Annotated in this window: 18 protein-coding genes and 1 pseudogene; 10 read left to right on the forward strand and 9 right to left on the reverse strand. The window is 70.6% G+C overall.

Translation table 11 applies throughout. The annotated features are described in order from the left end of the window. Positions 1 to 89: 89 nt before the first annotated feature. From ACIP79_RS01995 to ACIP79_RS02010, 4 genes are all read left to right on the forward strand, one after another. Entirely contained in the window at positions 90 to 1934 is a 1845-nt protein-coding gene (locus ACIP79_RS01995) for an ABC transporter transmembrane domain-containing protein (protein WP_401217992.1), read from the forward strand. Continuing rightward, entirely contained in the window at positions 1931 to 3712 is a 1782-nt protein-coding gene (locus tag ACIP79_RS02000; RefSeq protein ID WP_401217995.1) for an ABC transporter ATP-binding protein, read from the forward strand. The genes ACIP79_RS01995 and ACIP79_RS02000 overlap by 4 nt, the downstream gene beginning before the upstream one ends. Positions 3713 to 3946: 234 nt before the next feature. After that, positions 3947 to 4417 (forward strand): DUF5709 domain-containing protein, encoded by a 471-nt coding sequence (locus tag ACIP79_RS02005; RefSeq protein WP_383684850.1) that lies wholly within the window; start codon positions 3947 to 3949, stop codon positions 4415 to 4417. Positions 4418 to 4459: 42 nt separating this feature from the next. After that, the gene (locus ACIP79_RS02010; protein ID WP_383684851.1) at positions 4460 to 4735 is read left to right on the forward strand and encodes a type B 50S ribosomal protein L31; all 276 of its coding nucleotides are present in this window, start codon (positions 4460 to 4462) and stop codon (positions 4733 to 4735) included. A 17-nt stretch (positions 4736 to 4752) separates the two neighbouring features. On the opposite strand, the gene ACIP79_RS02015 is transcribed toward ACIP79_RS02010, so the two are convergent. Next, a complete protein-coding gene (locus tag ACIP79_RS02015) occupies positions 4753 to 5547 on the reverse strand; it encodes a metal-dependent hydrolase (RefSeq protein ID WP_401217999.1) in 795 nt (264 codons plus the stop codon). 145 nt (positions 5548 to 5692) lie between these two features. Between ACIP79_RS02015 and ACIP79_RS02020 the strand changes: the two genes are divergently transcribed. Further along, positions 5693 to 8206 (forward strand): DEAD/DEAH box helicase, encoded by a 2514-nt coding sequence (locus ACIP79_RS02020; protein WP_401218002.1) that lies wholly within the window; start codon positions 5693 to 5695, stop codon positions 8204 to 8206. Positions 8207 to 8225: 19 nt separating this feature from the next. Further along, positions 8226 to 9092, forward strand: a complete 867-nt coding sequence (locus ACIP79_RS02025; RefSeq protein ID WP_401218005.1) for an acyl-CoA thioesterase — start codon at positions 8226 to 8228, stop codon at positions 9090 to 9092. A gap of 343 nt (positions 9093 to 9435) precedes the next feature. On the opposite strand, the pseudogene ACIP79_RS02030 reads toward ACIP79_RS02025, so the two are convergent. Beyond that, positions 9436 to 10485: pseudogene (locus ACIP79_RS02030) on the reverse strand (DUF6397 family protein); the annotation flags it as partial. A gap of 127 nt (positions 10486 to 10612) precedes the next feature. Next, on the reverse strand, positions 10613 to 11023 hold the full coding sequence (locus tag ACIP79_RS02035; RefSeq protein WP_383684859.1) for a roadblock/LC7 domain-containing protein: 411 nt from the start codon (positions 11021 to 11023) through the stop codon (positions 10613 to 10615). A 94-nt stretch (positions 11024 to 11117) separates the two neighbouring features. Between ACIP79_RS02035 and ACIP79_RS02040 the strand changes: the two genes are divergently transcribed. Beyond that, positions 11118 to 11546, forward strand: a complete 429-nt coding sequence (locus ACIP79_RS02040) for a PPOX class F420-dependent oxidoreductase (RefSeq protein ID WP_401218007.1) — start codon at positions 11118 to 11120, stop codon at positions 11544 to 11546. A 52-nt stretch (positions 11547 to 11598) separates the two neighbouring features. Here the strand turns inward: ACIP79_RS02040 and ACIP79_RS02045 are convergent, their stop codons facing one another. The 5 genes from ACIP79_RS02045 to ACIP79_RS02065 form a co-directional block, all read right to left on the reverse strand. Then, complete coding sequence (locus ACIP79_RS02045; protein WP_383684863.1) at positions 11599 to 12204, reverse strand: ATP/GTP-binding protein; 606 nt, start codon at positions 12202 to 12204, stop codon at positions 11599 to 11601. Positions 12205 to 12464: 260 nt separating this feature from the next. Continuing rightward, the gene (locus ACIP79_RS02050) at positions 12465 to 12878 is read right to left on the reverse strand and encodes a DUF742 domain-containing protein (protein WP_401218011.1); all 414 of its coding nucleotides are present in this window, start codon (positions 12876 to 12878) and stop codon (positions 12465 to 12467) included. Positions 12879 to 12897: 19 nt separating this feature from the next. Beyond that, a complete protein-coding gene (locus tag ACIP79_RS02055) occupies positions 12898 to 13335 on the reverse strand; it encodes a roadblock/LC7 domain-containing protein (RefSeq protein ID WP_401218013.1) in 438 nt (145 codons plus the stop codon). Beyond that, positions 13332 to 15869 carry a nitrate- and nitrite sensing domain-containing protein gene (locus ACIP79_RS02060; protein WP_401218016.1) on the reverse strand — a complete coding sequence of 846 codons (2538 nt, stop codon included), beginning with the start codon at positions 15867 to 15869 and terminating at the stop codon, positions 13332 to 13334. Before ACIP79_RS02060 ends, ACIP79_RS02055 begins: the two co-directional genes overlap by 4 nt. A gap of 81 nt (positions 15870 to 15950) precedes the next feature. Beyond that, positions 15951 to 16724: an MHYT domain-containing protein gene (locus tag ACIP79_RS02065; RefSeq protein ID WP_401218018.1), complete on the reverse strand. Its 774-nt coding sequence runs from the start codon at positions 16722 to 16724 to the stop codon at positions 15951 to 15953. Between the two features lie 152 nt (positions 16725 to 16876). On the opposite strand from ACIP79_RS02065, the gene ACIP79_RS02070 reads away from it, so the two are divergent. The 3 genes from ACIP79_RS02070 (at position 16877) to ACIP79_RS02080 (ending at position 19175) form a co-directional block, all read left to right on the forward strand. Next, the gene (locus ACIP79_RS02070) at positions 16877 to 17476 is read left to right on the forward strand and encodes a class I SAM-dependent methyltransferase (protein ID WP_401218020.1); all 600 of its coding nucleotides are present in this window, start codon (positions 16877 to 16879) and stop codon (positions 17474 to 17476) included. A gap of 266 nt (positions 17477 to 17742) precedes the next feature. Then, on the forward strand, positions 17743 to 18057 hold the full coding sequence (locus ACIP79_RS02075) for a hypothetical protein (RefSeq protein WP_401218023.1): 315 nt from the start codon (positions 17743 to 17745) through the stop codon (positions 18055 to 18057). 146 nt (positions 18058 to 18203) lie between these two features. Beyond that, entirely contained in the window at positions 18204 to 19175 is a 972-nt protein-coding gene (locus ACIP79_RS02080) for a hypothetical protein (protein WP_401218026.1), read from the forward strand. A 353-nt stretch (positions 19176 to 19528) separates the two neighbouring features. Here ACIP79_RS02080 and ACIP79_RS02085 read toward each other — a convergent pair whose 3' ends face one another. Next, positions 19529 to 19711 (reverse strand): hypothetical protein, encoded by a 183-nt coding sequence (locus ACIP79_RS02085; protein ID WP_365440234.1) that lies wholly within the window; start codon positions 19709 to 19711, stop codon positions 19529 to 19531. Positions 19712 to 20018 lie beyond the last annotated feature (307 nt).

The following is a 20018-nucleotide window of genomic DNA, read 5'->3' on the forward strand; positions in this document are numbered from 1 at the left end:
CAAGGACTGCCGACCGTTGCCGACCTCCGCGGGGATCCCCGCGGATTCCACGGATTCCTCCGCCCCCTGACACGAGCCACTGGGACGTCATGCAGATTCAAGACCTTCCGTATCCCGACCCGGGAGTGCCCGACGCGCGCTCGGGTCCCCGATTCCTGTGGTGGCTCGGCCGGAATCAGCTCGGTGGGCAGTTCAAGGCCCTCGCCTGGGGACTGCTGCACTTCGTGTCGGTCGCCGGGCTGCCGTTCTGTGTGGGCCTCTCCGTCCAGGCCGTCGTCGACCGCTCCGGCACACGGCTGGCCTGGACCGGCGGGCTCATGGTGCTGTGCGGCGTCGGCATCGCGCTGGGCGACACCATGCTGCACCGCGTCGCGGTCACCAACTGGATCCTGGCCGCGGCGCGCGTCCAGCAGCTGCTGGCCCGCAAGACCGCCCAGCTCGGCTCCGCGCTGACCCGCCGGGTCGCGGCCGGCGAGATCGTCGCCGTCTCCACCGGCGATGTCGAGAAGATCGGCTGGTTCGTGGAGGCGGTGTCCCGGTTCACGGCGGCGGCGCTCACCGTCGTGCTCGTCTGTGTCGGCCTGGTCGTCTACCAGCCGGACCTCGGAGTGGTCGTCGCCGTGGGCGTGCCCGTCCTGGCGCTCGCGGTGCTCCCGCTGCTGCCCCGCGCCACCCGGCGCGCCGACTTTCAGCGCGAGAAGGCCGGGCGCGCCACCGAGCTTGCCTCCGACACCGTCGCGGGCCTGCGGGTGCTGCGCGGCATCGGCGGCGAGGAACTCTTCCTCGACCGCTACCGCCGCGCCTCCCAGGAAGTCCGCCACGCGGCCGTACGCAGCGCCCGGATGTGGTCGCTGATCTCCGCGGTCCAGGTGCTGCTGCCGGGTCTGATGATGATCGTCGTCATCTGGCACGGCGTGGGTCTGGCCCGCGACGGCCGGATCACCGTCGGTGAACTGGTCACCGTGTACAGCGCGGTCATGCTGCTCGCCTACCCCCTGCGTCACTTCGAAGAGATCGCCATGGCCTACTCGTTCTCACGCCCCTCCGCCAAGCGCGCGGCCCGGGTCCTGTCCCTCGAACGCGCCATGGACAGCGACGGATCACTGTCGGCACAGGCACCGGCGGGCGATCTGTACGACCCCGCGACCGGGCTGCTCGCTCCTACCGGGCAGCTCACCGCCGTGGTGTGCGGTGACCCGGACGTGGCCGGACTGCTCGCCGAGCGGCTGGGGGGACACCCCGGCGTCGAGGGCACCTCGGCGCTCCTCGGTGGCGTGCCGCTGGACGAACTGCCCCTCGACTCCGCCCGTACCGCCGTCCTCGTCCAGGACAAGGACCCCGTCCTGCTGTCGGGGTCGCTGCACGAGTTGCTCGATGTGCCCTCCTCGGGCGCGGTGAGTGCCGCCGCCGCGCTGGCGGCGGCCCAGTGCGGCGACGTGCTGGACGCGCTCCGTGAGGGGTCGCTGGACACCGAGGACCCGATGGACGCCCATGTCACCGAACGCGGTCGCTCCCTGTCCGGCGGCCAGCGCCAGCGGCTCGCGCTGGCCCGGTCGCTGATCACCGACCCCGAGGTGCTCGTCCTCGACGAACCGACGTCCGCCGTCGACTCGCACACCGAGGCACGGATCGCCGACGGAGTCCGCTCCCTGCGCGCCGGCCGCACCACGGTGGTCTTCACCTCCTCGCCGCTGCTCCTGGACCACGCGGACCGGGTCGTGCTCGTGCACGAGGGCGAGGTGGCGGCGGTCGGCGCACACCGCGAGCTGCTGCGCAGCGAGCCTCTGTACCGGGCCGTGGTGACCCGGGAGACCGACGAGGAGGCCTCGGCGGGCAGCGCCCTCGCGGCCGTACTGGAAGAAGAAGCCGTCCTGGACGAGCTCGGCAAGGACGAACTGGACGACGTACTGGAAGAAATCGAGGAGACCGCATGATCGGCCTGGCGCCACCGGCGTACGACCCGGCGGCCCCGACGACGGCGAACACGCTGCCCGTCGGCGCCCCCGCGACCGTACGCGCCTACGTGGCCGAACTCTTCCAACGGCATCGCCGTGCCTTCCTGCTGCTCCTGACCGTCAACACGGTGTCCGTCGTGGCCTCGATGGCCGGCCCCTACCTGCTGGGCTCCGTCGTCGAGCGGGTCTCGGACCACGCGCGCGAACTCCACCTGGAGCGCACGATCGCGCTGTTCGCCGTCGCTCTCGTCGTCCAGGCCGTTTTCGTACGGCAGGTGCAGTTGCGCGGCGCCATGCTCGGCGAACGGATGCTGGCCGACCTGCGCGAGGACTTCCTCGTCCGGTCGGTGGGACTGCCCCCCGGCGTACTGGAGCGGGCCGGGACGGGCGACCTGCTGTCCCGTATCACCACGGACATCGACCGGCTCGCCAACGCGATGCGCGAGGCCGTGCCGCAGCTGGCCATCGGCGTCGTGTGGGCCGCACTGCTGCTGGGCGGACTCGCGGTGACGGCGCCGCCGCTCGCCCCCGCCGTACTGCTCGCCGTACCGGTGCTGGTCGTCGGCTGCCGCTGGTACTTCAAGCGCGCACCGTCCGCCTACCGCTCCGAGGCCGCCGGCTACGCCGCCGTCGCGAGTGTCCTCGCCGAGACCGTGGACGCCGGGCGCACCATCGAGGCCCACCGCCTGGGCGAACGCCGCATCAGCCTGTCGGACCGCCGGGTTAAGGAGTGGACCTCCTGGGAGCGCTACACGCTGTTCCTGCGCTCGGTGCTCTTCCCTGTCATCAACGTCACCCACCTCACCGTCCTCTGCTCGGTCCTGATGATCGGCGGCGTCTTCGTCCTCCAGGGCTGGATCGACGTGGGCCAGCTGACGACAGGCGCGCTCATCGCGCAGATGCTCGTCGACCCGGTGGGACTGATCCTGCGCTGGTACGACGAGTTGCAGGTCGCCCAGGTCTCGCTGGCCCGGCTGGTCGGTGTCCGGGACATCGAGCCCGCCGCGGGCGACCCCGACGTGGCCCCGGACGGACGCGACCTGCACGCGGACCAGGTGCACTTCGGCTACCGCGCGGGAGTGGACGTCCTGCGGGAAGTCTCCCTGGCGGTCGCCCCCGGCACCCGGCTCGCCCTGGTCGGCCCCTCCGGCGCGGGCAAGTCCACGCTGGGCCGACTGCTCGCCGGGATCTACGCCCCACGGAACGGGCGGGTCACCCTCGGCGGCGCCGAGCTGTCGCGGATGCCCGCCGAGGAGGTGCGCTCCCATGTGGCCCTGGTCAACCAGGAGCACCACGTCTTCGTGGGCTCGCTGCGCGACAACCTGCTCCTCGCCAGGACGGGAGCCGACGACGCCGAGCTGTGGGCGGCGCTCGGCGCGGTCGACGCGGACGGCTGGGCACGGGCCCTGGACGACGGCCTGGACACCGAGGTCGGCTCGGGCGGGCTGGCGCTGACTCCGGCCCAGGCCCAGCAGATCGCGCTGGGCCGACTGGTACTCGCCGACCCTCACACGCTGGTCCTGGACGAGGCGACCTCGCTCCTCGACCCGCGCGCGGCCCGTCACCTGGAACGCTCCCTCGCCCGCGTCCTGGACGGCCGCACGGTGGTGGCCATCGCCCACCGGTTGCACACCGCTCACGACGCGGACGTCATCGCCGTCGTCGAGAACGGCCGCATCAGCGAGCTCGGGAGCCACGACGAGCTGGTCGCGGCCGACGGCGCGTACGCGGCGCTCTGGCGGTCCTGGCACGGGTGAGCGGGCCGGCCGAGCCGGGCCGTGTGCGCTCCTGGACGCCCAGGAGCGCACATGCCCGGACCGTGTGGCGTTGCGCGCTGCCGAAGGGGGGTGGAAGGCTGGATGTGGACACCGGCCCCGGGAACCTCCGGGAACCACCTGGTTCACACCGGGCGACGGCTGTGTCCAGCGGCCCGCGCGCCCGCCCTCGAGCGCTTCGGAACAGGGCCCGGCCCGCATCACCTGGAGGTCTCCGTGGACAGCGCCGACGGATGGGGAGACGACGTCTACCAGCCCGACGGGTCCGAGGTACAGGACGACGCGGGGCTGCTCGACGCCGAGGACACCCTCGACTCCGACGGCGTCGACGATCCCCTCGACCGGGGCTGGTCCCCACCGGAACGGCCGTGGGCGGTGGAGCACGCCGGAGTGACCGCCGAGGAGGCCCGGCAGGGCGAGACTCTGGACCAGCGTCTCGCGGAAGAGCTCCCTGACATCACCGCCCTCCGCGGGGACGGCATCGGCGACTGGGAGACCAGCGACGGCGAACCCCTGGACAACGAGGTGGGCGCGCTCCGCTCCGGCCGTCTCGTGGCCCCCGACGAGGGGGCACACGAGGACGAGGACAAAGAGCTCTTCGCCACGGACGTCGGTATCGACGGCGCCGCGGCCTCCGCCGAGGAGGCGGCGATGCACATCGTCGACGAGGACTCCCCGTACGGCTGACCGGGCCCTGCCCGCCCCGTCCCTTCCACCCGAGGAGCACACATGCAGCAGGACAAGCAGCCCGACTACCACCCCGTCGTCTTCCGCGACCGCGCCGCCGGCTACGCCTTCCTCACCCGCTCCACCGCCACGAGCGACCGGACCATCGACTGGGACGACGGCGAGACCTACCCCGTCGTGGACGTCGAGATCTCCTCGGAAAGCCACCCCTTCTACACCGGGAAGGCCCGGACGGTGGACACGGAGGGACGGATCGCCCAGTTCGAGAAGCGGTACGGGAGTGGCGGCCAGGGCGGCGGCGAGGCCGGTACGGCGTGATCGCGTGACCCGCTCGGTCAGATGAAGTTGAGCGCCGCCGCGCAGCCCACGCCGCCCAGGAGTATGAACGCCGGCATCAGCACCTTCAGCTCCACCCAGCTGCCGGCCCGGAAGCGAATCGCCTTGGGCGGCCCGATCGGATACCAGCGCTTGCGGCCGACCGGGATGGGCCACAGGATCGGGCAGCCGGAGACCGTCAGCGCGTCCCCGATGTCGTGCACCAGGGCGCCCAGGACGATCGGCAGTCCCAGCCACAGGTACTCCTGGCCCGGGGCCGTGAACAGCCAGTCCGCGCCGTTGCCCGGCTTGTCCAGGGTTCCCGCCAGGATCCAGGCACTGGTCGCGGCCAGCAGCCAGACCAGGACGTCGGCGCTGGAACCACGGGTCGCCCGCCACAGCAGGCCCTCGATGGCGAGCACCAGGTGCACGAAGAGCAGGCCCAGGACCGCCCAGCGCCCTCCGGTGATCGCGGCGACCGAGCCGCCCGCACCGAGCAGCACCGCCCACAGCCAGGTGTGCGTCAACGTGCGGTGCCCGCCGGAGCGCCGGGGGTCGCCCGCCTTGCGCGTCCCCTTGTAGACGGCGTACGAGAGCTTGTCGACGACCTCGCACACCCACTTGGACAGAGGTCCGAAGGACCGCGAGATGGTGGCCGACTTGTGGTCCAGGTCGGGGGCGAGCGCGGCGCCCGCGCAGATCAGCGCGCCGACCAGGAGGACCGGCCAGGGCATGGCATGGCCGGTGGCGGCCGCCGCCGCTCCGACACCGAGCCAGGCCGCGGCTCCCGAGAGTGAGTGTGCTGGTCCCATCATGGCCGTTCGACGCCCCATTCCTCTTGTGCCGCTGTCCAGTTGTCCGCGTGTGCTGACGCCTCGTCGGCGCCACAGCGTAGCGTTCGCGATCTTCGGACGCGCATCCGATTCCCCCCTCACGCGGGTTCACAGGCAAGATGGGGTCGTGACCCTTATCGATCAGTTGCCGCAGACCGCAGACCCCGACGCCCTCTACGAAGCCTTCGAGTCGTGGGTCGAGGAACGCGGTCTCACCCTCTATCCCCACCAGGAGGAGGCGCTGATCGAGGTGGTCTCGGGTGCGAACGTGATCGTCTCGACACCCACGGGGTCGGGCAAGAGCATGATCGCCGCGGGTGCGCACTTCGCGGCGCTCGCCCGCGACGAGGTCACCTTCTACACGGCGCCGATCAAGGCGCTGGTCTCCGAGAAGTTCTTCGAGCTGTGCAAGATGTTCGGCACCGAGAACGTCGGCATGCTGACCGGCGACGCCTCCGTGAACGCCGACGCGCCCATCATCTGCTGCACCGCTGAGGTGCTGGCGTCCATCGCGCTGCGCGACGGAAAGCACGCCGATGTCGGCCAGGTCGTGATGGACGAGTTCCACTTCTACGCGGAGGCCGACCGCGGCTGGGCCTGGCAGATCCCGATCCTGGAACTCCCTCAGGCTCAGTTCATCCTGATGTCGGCGACGCTCGGCGACGTCTCGATGTTCGAGAAGGACCTCACCCGGCGCACCGGCCGCCCCACGTCGGTGGTCCGCTCGGCGACGCGCCCGGTGCCGCTGTCCTACGAATACGTGCTGACCCCGCTGACGGAGACACTCACCGAGCTGCTGGCGACCAAGCAGGCGCCCGTCTACATCGTGCATTTCACGCAGGCCCAGGCCGTGGAGCGGGCGCAGGCGCTGATGAGCATCAACATGTGCACGCGTGAGGAGAAGGACAAGATCGCCGATCTGATCGGCAATTTCCGCTTCACCACCAAGTTCGGCCAGAACCTCTCCCGTTACGTGCGCCACGGGATCGGCGTGCACCACGCCGGCATGCTGCCCAAGTACCGGCGTCTCGTGGAGAAACTGGCCCAGGCGGGTCTTCTCAAGGTCATCTGCGGTACGGACACCCTCGGCGTCGGCGTCAACGTCCCTATCCGCACGGTGCTGTTCACAGCTCTGACGAAGTACGACGGCACCCGGGTCCGGACCCTTCGCGCCCGCGAGTTCCACCAGATCGCCGGCCGCGCCGGCCGCGCCGGCTTCGACACCGCGGGCTTCGTCGTAGCCCAGGCGCCCGAGCACGTCATCGAGAACGAGAAGTCGCTCGCCAAGGCCGGCGACGATCCGAAGAAGCGCCGCAAGGTGGTGCGCAAGAAGGCTCCCGAGGGCTTCGTCGGGTGGACGGACAACACCTTCGAGAAGCTCATCACCTCCGATCCCGAGCCGCTGACCTCCCGTTTCAGGGTCACGCACACCATGCTCCTCTCGGTGATCGCCCGCCCCGGAAACGCCTTCGAGGCGATGCGGCATCTGCTGGAGGACAACCACGAGCCGCGCAAGCAGCAGTTGCGCCACATCCGGCGGGCTATCGCCATCTACCGCTCGCTCCTCGACGGCGGCGTCGTGGAGAAGCTCGACACACCGGACGCCGAGGGCCGCATCGTGCGCCTCACCGTCGATCTCCAGCAGGACTTCGCGCTCAACCAGCCGCTGTCGACCTTCGCCCTCGCCTCGTTCGAGCTCCTGGAGCCCGAATCCCCCTCCTACGCCCTGGACATGGTCTCCGTCGTCGAGTCCACGCTGGACGATCCGCGGCAGATCCTCGCGGCCCAGCAGAACAAGGCGCGCGGTGAGGCCGTGGCGGCGATGAAGGCGGACGGCGTCGAGTACGAGGACCGTATGGAGCGGCTCCAGGAGGTGACGTACCCCAAGCCGATGGAGGAGCTGCTCTTCCACGCCTACAACGTCTACCGCAAGAGCCACCCGTGGGTCGGGGACCATCCGCTGTCGCCGAAGTCGGTCATCCGTGACATGTACGAACGGGCGATGACCTTCACCGAGTTCGTCTCCTTCTACGAACTCGCCCGCACCGAGGGCATCGTGCTGCGCTACCTGGCCAGCGCCTACAAGGCGCTCGAGCACACCGTCCCGGACGATCTCAAGTCCGAGGACCTTGAAGACCTGATCGCCTGGCTGGGCGAGATGGTGCGCCAGGTCGACTCCAGCCTCCTGGACGAGTGGGAGCAACTCGCCAACCCCGAGGTGATGACGGCCGAGGAGGCCCAGGAGAAGGCCGACGAGGTCAAGCCCGTCACCGCGAACGCCCGTGCCTTCCGTGTCCTGGTCCGCAACTCCATGTTCCGCCGCGTCGAACTCGCCGCCCTCGACCATGTGAACGAGCTCGGCGAGATGGATGCCGAATCCGGCTGGGACGCCGACGCCTGGGGCGAGGCGATGGACAAGTACTGGGACGAGTACGAGGACCTGGGCACCGGACCCGACGCCCGCGGTCCCAAACTGCTGTCGATCGTGGAGGAGCCGGAGAACCGCCTGTGGCGCGTGCGGCAGACCTTCGCCGACCCGAACGGCGATCACGACTGGGGCATCAGCGCGGAGATCGACCTCACGGCGTCCGATGCCGAGAGTCGCGCGGTCGTCAGGGTCACCGACGTCGGCCAGTTGTGAGCACAGGAGAAACCCACACATGACGAATCCAGCCGAGAGCCTCGTCGACCTGCTCGACCTGGAGCAGATCGAGGTCAACATCTTCCGTGGCCGGAGCCCGCAGGAGTCCCTGCAGCGGGTGTTCGGCGGCCAGGTGGCCGGCCAGGCGTTGGTCGCCGCCGGGCGCACCACGGAACGCGACCGGCCGGTGCACTCGCTGCACGCGTACTTCCTGCGCCCGGGAATCCCGGGCGTTCCGATCGTGTACCAGGTCGAGCGGGTCCGGGACGGGCGGTCGTTCACCACCCGGCGGGTCACCGCCGTGCAGCAGGGCCGCACGATCTTCAATCTGACCGCCTCCTTTCACAAGCCTGAGGAAGGGAGCTTCGAGCACCAGCTGCCGCCGGCCCGCGAGGTCCCCGATCCGGAATCCCTGCCGACGCTGGCGCAGGAGATCAAGGCCCATCTGGGCGCGCTCCCCGAAGCGTTGGAGCGCATGGCCCGGCGTCAGCCCTTCGACATCCGTTACGTGGACCGGCTCCGCTGGACCCCCGAGGAGATCAAGGACGCCGAGCCGCGCAGCGCGGTGTGGATGCGTGCCGTCGGGCCGCTGGGCGACGACCCGCTCGTGCACACCTGCGCGCTGACGTACGCGAGTGACATGACCCTCTTGGACGCCGTCCGCATTCCGGTGGAGCCGTTGTGGGGTCCGCGAGGTTTCGACATGGCCTCGCTGGATCACGCCATGTGGTTCCACCGGCCGTTCCGTGCGGACGAGTGGTTCCTGTACGACCAGGAGTCCCCGATCGCGACGGGCGGACGTGGACTGGCCCGCGGGCGTATCTACGATCTGGAGGGCCGGCTGCTCGTCTCGGTCGTCCAGGAGGGCCTTTTCCGGGCGCTGTAGTTGGGCGCTGTAGTTGGTCGAGTCGCTCGGGCCGTCAGGAGTTCTCGCGACAGTTCTTGCGACGCAGCCAGCCGAGCAGTTTCCGTGGCCGCTCGGGCTCACCGGTCGCCGGCCGTCGCGGTGGGCCCTCCGGTCCGGGTCGGGAGGCCGACGGCCGTGTGGCGGACTTCCGTGCGGCAGACATCCGTGAGGCGGTAGACATCCGCGTGGCGGTCGCCCGTGTGGCGGACAAGGGTGCCGCGGGCTGCTGGGCGGCAGGCGGCTGGGCGGCGGGTGACGGGGCGGCGGGCGGCTTTGAGCCAGTCGGGCGCCATGTCGTCGAGCGAGAATCGGCCGGCCGAGATCCCGTCGAACGGGAACCAGCCGGATGCGATGCCGTTGAATCCGCACGAGCCCGACGTGCTGCCGTCGGATGAGAATCAGTCGGCTGTGAGGCCCGTGGCACCGGGCGTGGAGCGGGCCGCAGTGCGCGGGCTTCGGCGAGGAGCTGACCCAAGTCGGCCCGCAGCCAGCTGATCTCGTCGGGGTCGCCCGCCGTCATGATCCGCGAGGCGGTGCGCGCGGCGGGTGAGTCGGGTGCGCCCTGGGAGCCGCGCTCGGGTCCGAGGCGGTTCACATACGCCCGCTCGTAGGGATCCCTGACGGTCTCGGCGACCTGGACCGGGGCGAGCAGGGATGCCACGACTGCGGCCCGCTCCCACGGGTCCTCCGCCTGTCGCAGCAGGAAGCCCAGGTGGCGCCCCCGCCAGTTGCGGGGCCGGAGGTCCAGTCCCTCGTCCAACTGGGCACGGAGCCCTTCGGGTGTACGGCCACTCAGCAGCGGGGAGTTGTCCTTGCCCGCCGCGAACTGCCGTAGCTCTTCAACCAGATACAGCCACACCACCGCCCGGTACCGGTTGAGGTAGAACCTCACCGGCACCACCAGGCCCAGTCGGGCGAGGCGGGTGAACCTGGCGGTCGTCACGTCCAGGAGTTCGGCTCCCTCCGTCGTGCCGACAGCCTTGACGCGATCCCGCAGAGCCTCGGGATAGCCGCGCTCGGAACGCACCCGGTCGATCTCCGTGCGGGACACCCGGCGTCCTCCTCCCCCTTCGTCGGGGCCGGTACGGACGCATCCCAGCTGCACAGCCAGGTCGAACTCGCCTCGCTTGAGGCCGAGTTCACGTGCGGCACGGCTGAGTGCGAGGTCCGGTCGGCGGGCGCCTGCGCCTGTTGCTGTGCCTGCCTTCGTCCCACCTGTTCCTGTTCCTGTTCCTGTTCCTGCTCCTGCTCCTGCTCCTGCTCCTGCTCCTGCTCCTGCTCCTGCTGGGACGGTGGCAGGAGTGGCGGGCGCCGAGAGGTCGGCGGCGGCCTTGGTGGCTTGCGAGATGGCGGTGATGGTGTGGCCCGACATGGCGGTTCTCCCCCGTCGTACGAGTTGCTCACGCTGGCGTGCGCTCGCTTCGGAAAAACCGTAGCCGGTTCGGCGGATCTTGCGCCGAGCCTGTGGATAACTTTGACCGAGCCGACGTATCCGCAGGTCAGAAGCCTTCGCGGGGTGGGCTCTTCGGATGCCGCGCGTCCACGCCGAGGTGCTCTCCGACTCGGTTGACGAGCAGGGTCATCTCGTACGCGACCTGGCCGATGTCGGCCTCCGCGGCGCTGAGTACACACAGGCAGCTTCCGTCGCCCGCCGCGGTGACGAAAAGTACCGCGGCGTCGAACTCGATCATCGTCTGGCGCACCTGGCCCGCGCCGAAGTGCCGGCCCGAGCCCTTGGCCAGGCTGTGCAGTCCCGACGCGACGGCCGCGAGATGTTCGGCGTCCTCCCGCCGAAGTCCCGTACTCGCGCCCCTCACCAGCCCGTCGTTGGACAGCACTAAGACATGCCGTACGTGTTCGACGCGCTCTGTGAGGTCGTCCAGCAACCAGCCGAGTCCCGTCTGCGCCATGGTCCCGTCCCCCCGTGGTCTGCCTCCCCCTGGCCGGAGGATCTGACCAGCCAGCCTTCACCACAGCCGCTGCCCGGGCAAGGAGGATGGGGGCATGGCACAGAAGATGACCGATGAGCAATGGCGGGCGTTCGTCTCGAACGGAACCCGCACCGGAAAACTGTCGACCGTCCGGGCCGACGGAGGTCCGCACGTGACGCCGATCTGGTTTCTGCTGGACGGTGAGGACCTGGTCTTCAACACCGCGAAGGAGAGCGTCAAGGGAAGGAACCTGGCCCGGGACGGACGGGTCGCGTTGTGTGTGGACGACGATCGGCCGCCCTTCGACTTCGTCGTGCTGGAAGGACGTGCCGAGCTGTCGGAGGATCTGGACGAGCTGCGGCACTGGGCCGCTCGGATCGGCGCCCGGTACATGGGCGAGGAGCGCGCCGCGGAGTTCGGCGAGCGCAACGGCGTCCCCGGCGAACTCCTCGTACGCGTGCGGATCAGCAAAGTGCTGGCCTACGCCGCGGTGGCCGACTGAGAGCCCCTATCCGTGCGCGGTCCGTCGCGCCGACGGACCGCCGTGAGGCGTCTCAGCCGACGGAGTCGAGCAGCCGGGCGGTGTGGACCCGCCCGGCGTGTTCGACGAGACGGATCAGCACTTCCTTCCCCGAGTCGCGGTCGCGGGCGTCACAGAGCACCACGGGCGTGCCCTGGTCGAGATCGAGGGCACGGGACACGTCCTGAGCACCGTAGGAGCGGGCGCCCGCGAAGCAGTTGACGGCCACCAGGAACGGGATGTGCCGGTGCTCGAAGTAGTCCACCGCGGGGAAACAGTCCGCCAGTCGCCGGGTGTCCGCGAGGACGACGGCGCCGAGGGCTCCCTGTGAGAGTTCGTCCCACAGGAACCAGAACCTGTCCTGGCCCGGGGTTCCGAAGAGGTAGAGCGAGAGACCCGACCTGATGGTGATGCGGCCGAAGTCCATGGCGACGGTCGTCGTGACCTTCTGGTCCACTCCCTCGGTGTCGTCCACCACCTGTCCCGCCTCGCTCAGCAGTTCCTCGGTGCGCAGCGGCCTGATCTCACTGACCGCGCCGACCAGGGTGGTCTTGCCCACGCCGAATCCACCGGCGACCAGTATCTTCAACGCCATGGCGGTCATGTCACCGTCCGAGGCGTCGGAGTTCTCGGAGACCATCGATCACTTCTCTCGGGAGTGCCGGCAACGGTCGACGTCTGTACGTCCGTTCGGGGCCGTTGTGCGTCCGTTCGGGGACCGGGCCGGTGCGTCTGTGTCAGCGCGCGGAGTGCCCGGGCGGATGCGCGAAGTCAGCATCATGGCAACTTCGTCTCCCCTACGAGGCAATGAACCACTAGTTGTCCGTTGCGGCTCACTCGTGCCCATCCGGTGTCCAAATCTGTCGGCAAACGGGTGTGCGTCAGGTCGACTTGGTTCATCTAGAGCGCCCTCAGTCCATCGATCACCTCGCGGAGGATCCGCTCGTCCGGCAGTTGAGCCGGCGGCACCGGGCGGCTGACCGTGACGCAGCCCAGTTCCAGGAGATCCCCCAGGAGCACCCTGACGACGCCCAACGGAAGGTCGGCGTCGGCGGAGAGTTCGGCGACCGACTGTGTCTCGGTACGGCACAGCTCGATAAGGGCCCGGTGCTCCGGTCCCAGCGAGGTGTCGTCGTCGGCACCAGGGGCGGCGCCGTCGAGTGTGACAAGGGCGATCAGGTCGAAGCGCACGCCAGAGGGGCCCGATCTGGTACGGCCGCCTGTCATCGCGTAGGGGCGGACGAGGGGTCCGGCCTCGTTGTCGTACCACTGGCTGCCCTCCTGCCGAAGGGCGCGCGGCATGTCCTCCGTCATCTGCACCGACCGTCCTCGGTCATCCGGCCGCGGGCGGCTGTGCCCCGACGCGCGCCGGCGCGTAGAGGTGCTCTCCGACCCGTTTGACCAGGAGCGCCATCTCGTACGCCACCAGGCCGATGTCGGCTGTCACGGCCGTGAGAACGGCGAGGCACGACCCGTCGCCCGCGGCCGCCACGAACAGGAAACCGTCGTCCATCTCCACCAGGGTCTGCCGTACGCCGCCTGCTCCGAAGTGGCGTCCGGCGCCCTTGGCCAGGCTGTGGAAGCCGGAGGCGACGGCCGCGAGGTGCTCGGCGTCCTCACGCCGCAGATCGGTCGACGCCCCCACGGCGAGGCCGTCGTTCGACAGCACCACCGCGTGCCGAACCTCGGCCACACGAAGCACCAGGTCGTCCAGCAGCCAGTCGAGTTCGCCGGACTGCTGGGCGGCCCTCATGCTCGGATCCTGGATCATGCGGGGTCTCCTTCGCTGCTGTCTCCGCCCGTTTCGGGGGTGGGTGTGCCACGGCGGCCGGGTGACCTGCCACCGCCGCGCGCCCAGCCGTCCCGGTAGGCCGACATGCGGTCCCGTACGAGTTCGGGGGTTCGTGGGTCGTCCGTTTGGTCATCGGGTGTCGCCACCGGCTCCTCGGAGAGCTGTGCTCGCAGTTGGGGCGCCAGATTCGCCTGCCGTACCCGCCGGGGGAGGTCGTCGGACTCCTCGGGGGCCGCGGGAGGCCGATGCAACCGCAAAGTGGTGACTCCGGGGGGCGATTTCTCGGGTGAACCGTTCAGCGGCGTTTCGGCGGCGGCCCGTATGGGGGGCACCAGTGCGGGCCTCTCGGTGACGGCTTGGACAGAGTCCTGTTCCGGGGCGGCATGCACGCGCGCGTACTCGCGTTCCGCGGGCAGCCCTGCGGGAGCGGCGCGCCTGGCGGAACGTTCCGCCGCGCCACCGTGCAGCAGGGGCGTCGGCAACAGAACGACCGCGGTGGTACCGCCGTACGGCGAGGTCCGCAGGTGCACCTTGATGCCGTGCCTCGCCGCGAGCCTGCTGACCACGAACAGGCCGAGCCTGTCGCTGTCGAAGAGGTCGAGCGTCTCGGACTGCTCGATCCTGCGGTTGGCCTCGGCGAGCGTCTCCTTGCCCATGCCGAGCCCGCGGTCCTCGACCTCCACGACGTAGCCGTTGCCGACGTGTTCGCCACTGACCCGGACCCGGGTGTGCGGCGGCGAGAACTGGGCGGCGTTCTCAACGATCTCCGCCAGAAGGTGGGTGAGGTCGGCGACCGCGCCGCCCGCCACCGACGCTTCGGGGAGTTGACGTACCTCCACGCGCGCGTAGTCCTCGACTTCGGAGACGGCCGCGCGGACCACGTTCGTCAGCGAGACCGGCTTCCGCCAGGCGCGGCCAGGTGCGGCTCCGGAGAGGATGATCAGGCTTTCCGCATGGCGGCGCATCCGGGTGGTGAGGTGGTCGAGCCGGAAGAGGTCACTCAGCTCGTTCGGGTCGTCGGACCTGCGCTCCATGCTGTCCAGCAGGTTCAGTTGCCGGTGCACGAGGACCTGACTGCGGCGGGCCAGATTGACGAAGACCCCGGAGATCCCGCTGGCGAGTTCCGCGCGTTCGACGGCGGCGCGCAGGGCGGCCCGGTGCACGGTGCCCAGGGCTTCCGCGACCTGTCCTGCCTCGTCCTCGGCGGGTGGCCCAGGCGGTGCCTCGACCCGGACGTCGATCTCCTCACCCGCGCGCAGTCTGCGCATCGCCTGCGGGAGTTTGCGGCGCGCGATCTCCAGGGCGCTGTTGCGCAGGCTCACCAACTCGATGACGAGCCCGCGGCCGATGCGTACCGAGATCACCAGCGACGCGGCGACGGCGGCGAGTCCGAACAGGACCGCGGCGCCGGCCGGTGTGAGCACCCCCCGGGTGAACGGGTCGGCCCGGTCCGCGACACCCCGGGCCGCGTTCTCCTCGATCGTGCGCATTCCGTCCTGCACGCGCGCGTGGGCGGTGTTCCAGTCCGCTTCCGGCGCCGCGGCGATGGCACTGCCTCCAGGTCGGGCCGCCAGCACCTTCTCCTCGACGGCACGCACGTCGCCGTACGCGCTCCCCTCCACGAGGTCGTCCCAGGCGGCCCGCTCGGGCCCGCCGAGGTCCGCCACGGCCGCGTCGGTCAGGGTACGGCGGGTGTCGGCGGCCCCGGTGAACAGCCGCAGCCGGTCGCCGTCGAGCGTCTTGGCGAGCCGGGCGCTGGAAAGCACCGCGTCCTCCTGGGCGAGCGCCTCCCCGGCCCGTGAGAACTCGAGCAGCACGCGCGCGTCGGAGCCCAGGTCGGCGTCCTGGATACCGGTGAGCGCGCCGCCCACGGCGTAAGCGGTCGAGATCGTCCGGGTGTATGTCCTGTACGTCTCGCCCCAGCCCGTACGGCCGTCCAGTACGGCAGCGCGTACGGACCGCAGGGTCTCGGCCTCGGTGACGAAGGCGCCGAGGCGGGTGGCCACTCCCGCGGGCAGGTCCGCGCCGTCGGCGACGGTGTTGTGCTCGCCGAGTCGTAGCTTCGCCACCGCTCGGTCGGTGCGCCCGGACAGTTCCTTCAGGTCGGCCTCCCGCTCGGCGGCGGGGGCGGTCGCGTACCGGACAGCCGCCCCGCGTTCGCTCTGCAGAGCGGCGACAGCCGTGCCGACCGGGCCTCGGACCGTCGCGTCCACACTCTGCAACAGCCTCAGCCGTGCCACCTCCTGGGCGGTCGTCACCGTGGCGTACGCCCACAGGGCGAGCAGCGAGACGACCGGCACCATCAGGAGGCAGACGATCTTGGCCCGCACGGTACGGGGGCGGATTCCCCACGTACCCGCGCGCGGCGGCGTCATCGGCGGCGTCCCGGTGACGGTCTCGTCGGCATCCACGCGCTCGTCGGCCGGTGGGCCCGCGTGCGCGCGTCGGCCTCGCGCCGGGGGCTGGGGCGGCGGCTCGGCGCCGGCTGTGGGGGTGCTACGGGGTGTACGCATGGCCTCCTCGCTCGGATCGGTTCGGGTGCTCTCGGACGGTTCGGGTCGTGCCCGGCGGCACTCATGGCGCCGGCTCCGCCCTCAGCGGGCGAGGCTCTCGACCGGCCGTTGGGCCGAGGCGGACGCCTCGCGCTCACCGGCCGTCGGTGACAGCGCGACGAACGCCGATGTCAGGAAGAGATAGGACCCGAGGCCGACAGCGAGGGGGAAGATGAACTGCATCGCCGTGGCCCCGGGCAGTGCGTCACCGGAAGGGCTGACACGCACACTCACCGCGATCATTCCGGTGTAGTGCATGCTGCTCACGGCCCCTCCCATGACGAGGGAGGCGAGAGCGACCGCCACCGGGGACCTGATGTTGAGTGCCGCCCACAGGGCCGCGGTCGCGGCCACCACGGCGATCACGACGGAGAGTCCGACGAGCACCGGGTCGTAGCGCACGTCGCCGTGCAGCCGCAGCGCCGCCATGCCCAGGTAGTGCATGCTCGCGACGCCCAGCCCTGTGGTGAGGCCGCCGAGGACGAGGGCCCGGCCCCTGTCCCGGCCGTAACCGACGGCGAAGACGCCCGCGCCGACGACGGCCATGGCGACGAGCAGGCTGAGGATGGTCAACGGCACGTTGTAGCGCATCTCCGTACCGCTGACGCCGAACCCCAGCATCGCCACGAAGTGCATCGTCCAGATGCCGGTGCCGATGGCCGAGGCCGCGGTGAGGAGCCAGTTGCGGCGAGACCGACCGGTGGCGCCGAGCGCGCGGACGGTGCAGCGCAGCCCCAGGGCGGCGCCGATGCAGGCCATCGCGTACGACAGCACGGGGGTCAGCCAGCCGAAGGCGGCGTGGTCCAGGTGTCCCATGGCTCAGGGACGCTAGTCCGGAGAGGGGCGCACAAAGAGGGCGCGTTTCGAAAGGTGTTGAAATATGACGGAGAGGTGCAACTGAACGATCGCGGACCGCTCGAACGTGTGCGCCGGGTCGTACTTCGTGTCGGTGAGGGATCATGCGGAACATGAGCGACGACCACACACACGTCCAGAAGTTCTTCGGCGCACGCGCGGCCGACTGGGACTCCCGGTTTCCCGACGACGCACCCGCGTACGCGGCGGCGGTAGCCGAGTTGGGGCTCCGCGAGGGCGGCCGTGTGCTGGACGCGGGCTGTGGCACCGGACGGGCTCTGCCGCCGCTGCGAGCGGCCGTGGGCCCGTCCGGAGTGGTCCTCGGGGCCGATCTGACCCCGGCCATGCTGAAGGCCGCCACGGAGGCCGGCCGGGACCGCGAGGGGCAACTGCTACTGGCCGATGTCGCCCGGTTGCCCCTGCGTACGGATTCGCTGGACGCCGTGTTCGCGGCGGGACTCATCGCCCATCTGTCGAACCCCGCCGAGAACCTGCGGGAGTTGGCACGGGTCGTCCGGCCCGGCGGCACCCTGGCGCTCTTCCACCCGATCGGCCGGGCGGCGCTTGCGGCCCGCCAGGGCCGGCGGATCACCCCGGACGACCAGCGCGACGAGGCCAACCTGCGCCCACTGCTGGCCGGCTCCGGCTGGGACATGACGTCCTACGTGGACGAGGACGCCCGCTTCCTCGCACTGGCCTTACACCGCGGCTGACGGCACTTAGGCCCGCCGGGCGATCTCCCAGCCACCAAAGCGTCGGGGCTGTCGAACCCGATGGTGCGCCCGGCGCCGGGGACGACACCCACCCTGCCCCCGGCAGCCTCCGTGCCTGCCCGGCCCGGGGGCGCGACAGCCGTCCAGGAGCCCCTTTTCACCGAGCTGACCCCCTTTTGCCGCAAGGCTCCAACTCTACGTTGAGTAGCATTGGTTGACCGGTGAGCGACGGCCTGCTCGGACGTCGCATGGGGGAAGGCGACCGCATGTCCAGTATGTTCGGCAGACTCCGCAGAATATGGGCGCCGAAGACGTCCGGACGGTCCACCGAGGGACAGCCCTCGACCCGACGGCCGGAAAAGCCGAGACACAACCTGTTCGAGGCGGCCGCGGCGTACGTGTCGGCGTGCGCGGAGGACGACCAGGACCAGATCGACGAGGCCGCGACCTGGGTGTCACCGGAGGCGCTGTCGTTCGGCGTGACCGAACTGGCCTGCCGGGCCGTCATCGCCCTGGCGCGGGAGCGTGACGAGTCCCCGCAGGCGGTGGCACGAACCCTGCTCGGGCTGCCCGCCATGTGACGAACGTGTGCCCGGGGCAGCCATTTCGCCCCTGTCCGGCCGGATAGCCGCAGCTCCGCGCGCGCCCGGGTGCGATGGGGAGTCGTGACAAGCGGCTCACCGTCGCATTAGGGTGCGCCGACGGACGAAGCGATGGGGAGGCTGGGATGGCCGGGACGGACGATGACTCCATCGCCGCCGGGGACGACGACGCGCTGTTCGTGCTGACGGCAGTGCTGCTGACACCGGCGAAGTTCCCCAGCGTGCTGGGGGACGACTATCCGGCGGCCTGCGCGGAGCTCGACCTGGCGCCCCTGGCCGACGGATACGGCCTCGTGATCGGCCAGGACGGCGAAGGCGCACGGTGGACGGTCGTCATCGACGACGTCTCGCTGGTCGCCGTCGCCATCGCTTCCTGGGACTGCGGCATGGAGCACGAGCTGTCGCCGGACGAGCGCACGGTCGTTTCCGCGCTGCCCGGCTGGCCGCTTGCCGTGGCCGTCGCGGCCCCGGGGGTGCCGGCCCCGCACGACCCCGGGCCCGAGCTCACTGATCGGCCACCGCTGTGCCCGCCGGACACCACCGTCTGGGGTCCGGCTCAGCGGCGCCTCGGCGCCGACGAGATCGCCCTTCAGTGGGCGACCTGGCGGGAACAGATCGACGACTCGGACTTCGTGATGCCCGACGGCGAGGCACCCACGGACGCGGAGGCCTCTCGGGATCCCGCGCAGGGGAACGAGGCGGACCGAACCGACGCGACCTCGACCGACGCGGCCCCGGCCGAGGCGGGGACGAAGGTGGCGCGGACCGAGGCGGACCGGACGGAAGTGCACACGACCGAGAACGCCGACACCGGTGCCGACGCCGAGGAACTCACCGGCATCCGACGGGTGATGGCGGAGGCACGCTCCTACGTGAACGCGCCACCTCCGCTCGGCCGCGTCCGCTCGTCATTCGCCACGAACGACGCACGGACCCTACGCGCCGACGGTCCCGGCTGGTCCCTGGTCGCCAGGACCGACGACATCGCCTTCGTCCTTCTCGACGAGGAGCCCGGAGAAGTCCTGCCCGTCGGCCGTGGTCCGGAACTCCCCGGCCTTCTGGAAGCCCTCGACAAGATCGCGGTACGCCCCAGTTGAGCGGTCGCGCCACGCGATATCCCGTGACTCGCACATCATGAACCGACGCGCCTTGCTTCCGGTCCGCCGCGCGCACCGGACCACCCCGCGGCTCCACACGGGACAGCCGTGCGGCTCGCCGTGGAACGAGGGCACGACTCACCACGGGACAGCGACGCAGCCCACCATGGGACGGGAGCGCGGCTAGCCCCGGGGAGCCTGCGCGTGCCCGGCATCGGCAGCCCGGCACGCAACCCCGCTCCCGGACTCCGCCATGACGTTGCGACGAGGCCCGCGAGCGACGATGCGGCCGACTCCGGCGCGCTGAACGAGGACGTAGGGACGTAACGGTGGGACACCCCGTCAATGGCCCGTCAGCGGCCGATCTCCTTACGTGTGACACGGCGCAGCCTGCGCCGCTGCGAGGGGTCCAGCGCCAGGTACGCGGCGGCCGGGACTCCCAGCACGATCAGGAAGGCGGCCCACCAGGGCAGCCAGATCAGCAGGATCAGCCCGACCGCCACACCCCCTGCGGCGATCTTCGCTTTCTTCGACATGTGTCGCCTCCTCCGCGGCTGCTGCCGCACTCTGTCCTGAGAACGGGCCCGCGCCTCCCACGGTTCCGAACCGAGACCCTGATAGGACCCTGAGGCCCGACCCCTAGCCAACCCTGAGAGGCCCCTGCCCTCACGCCCGTGGCACAGAACCCGTCCGCGGTGGTCGGCGGGCCCGCTGTTCGCGTAGGGGATACCCAACTCTCGGCAGTACGCGCGCATCGGGAGCCGCGAACCGTGTTCCGCCGTTCTCGCCCACCGCCCGGAGTGCTGTACCCTCGGCGACCCGCCCCCCAGTAGTCAAGTTTGA

The sequence above is a fragment of the Streptomyces sp. NPDC088747 genome, from assembly GCF_044751025.1.
Taxonomy (GTDB): domain Bacteria; phylum Actinomycetota; class Actinomycetes; order Streptomycetales; family Streptomycetaceae; genus Streptomyces.

Coding starts and splice junctions, on each gene's coding strand:
- ACIP79_RS01995 (WP_401217992.1), top strand. CDS start 90: ATGCAGATTCAAGACCTTCCGTATCCCGACCCGGGAGTGCCCGACGCG.
- ACIP79_RS02000 (WP_401217995.1), top strand. CDS start 1,931: ATGATCGGCCTGGCGCCACCGGCGTACGACCCGGCGGCCCCGACGACG.
- ACIP79_RS02010 (WP_383684851.1), top strand. CDS start 4,460: ATGCAGCAGGACAAGCAGCCCGACTACCACCCCGTCGTCTTCCGCGAC.
- ACIP79_RS02015 (WP_401217999.1), bottom strand. CDS start 5,547: ATGATGGGACCAGCACACTCACTCTCGGGAGCCGCGGCCTGGCTCGGT.
- ACIP79_RS02025 (WP_401218005.1), top strand. CDS start 8,226: ATGACGAATCCAGCCGAGAGCCTCGTCGACCTGCTCGACCTGGAGCAG.
- ACIP79_RS02035 (WP_383684859.1), bottom strand. CDS start 11,023: ATGGCGCAGACGGGACTCGGCTGGTTGCTGGACGACCTCACAGAGCGC.
- ACIP79_RS02040 (WP_401218007.1), top strand. CDS start 11,118: ATGGCACAGAAGATGACCGATGAGCAATGGCGGGCGTTCGTCTCGAAC.
- ACIP79_RS02045 (WP_383684863.1), bottom strand. CDS start 12,204: ATGGTCTCCGAGAACTCCGACGCCTCGGACGGTGACATGACCGCCATG.
- ACIP79_RS02050 (WP_401218011.1), bottom strand. CDS start 12,878: ATGACGGAGGACATGCCGCGCGCCCTTCGGCAGGAGGGCAGCCAGTGG.
- ACIP79_RS02055 (WP_401218013.1), bottom strand. CDS start 13,335: ATGATCCAGGATCCGAGCATGAGGGCCGCCCAGCAGTCCGGCGAACTC.
- ACIP79_RS02060 (WP_401218016.1), bottom strand. CDS start 15,869: ATGCGTACACCCCGTAGCACCCCCACAGCCGGCGCCGAGCCGCCGCCC.
- ACIP79_RS02065 (WP_401218018.1), bottom strand. CDS start 16,724: ATGGGACACCTGGACCACGCCGCCTTCGGCTGGCTGACCCCCGTGCTG.
- ACIP79_RS02070 (WP_401218020.1), top strand. CDS start 16,877: ATGAGCGACGACCACACACACGTCCAGAAGTTCTTCGGCGCACGCGCG.
- ACIP79_RS02075 (WP_401218023.1), top strand. CDS start 17,743: ATGTCCAGTATGTTCGGCAGACTCCGCAGAATATGGGCGCCGAAGACG.
- ACIP79_RS02080 (WP_401218026.1), top strand. CDS start 18,204: ATGGCCGGGACGGACGATGACTCCATCGCCGCCGGGGACGACGACGCG.
- ACIP79_RS02085 (WP_365440234.1), bottom strand. CDS start 19,711: ATGTCGAAGAAAGCGAAGATCGCCGCAGGGGGTGTGGCGGTCGGGCTG.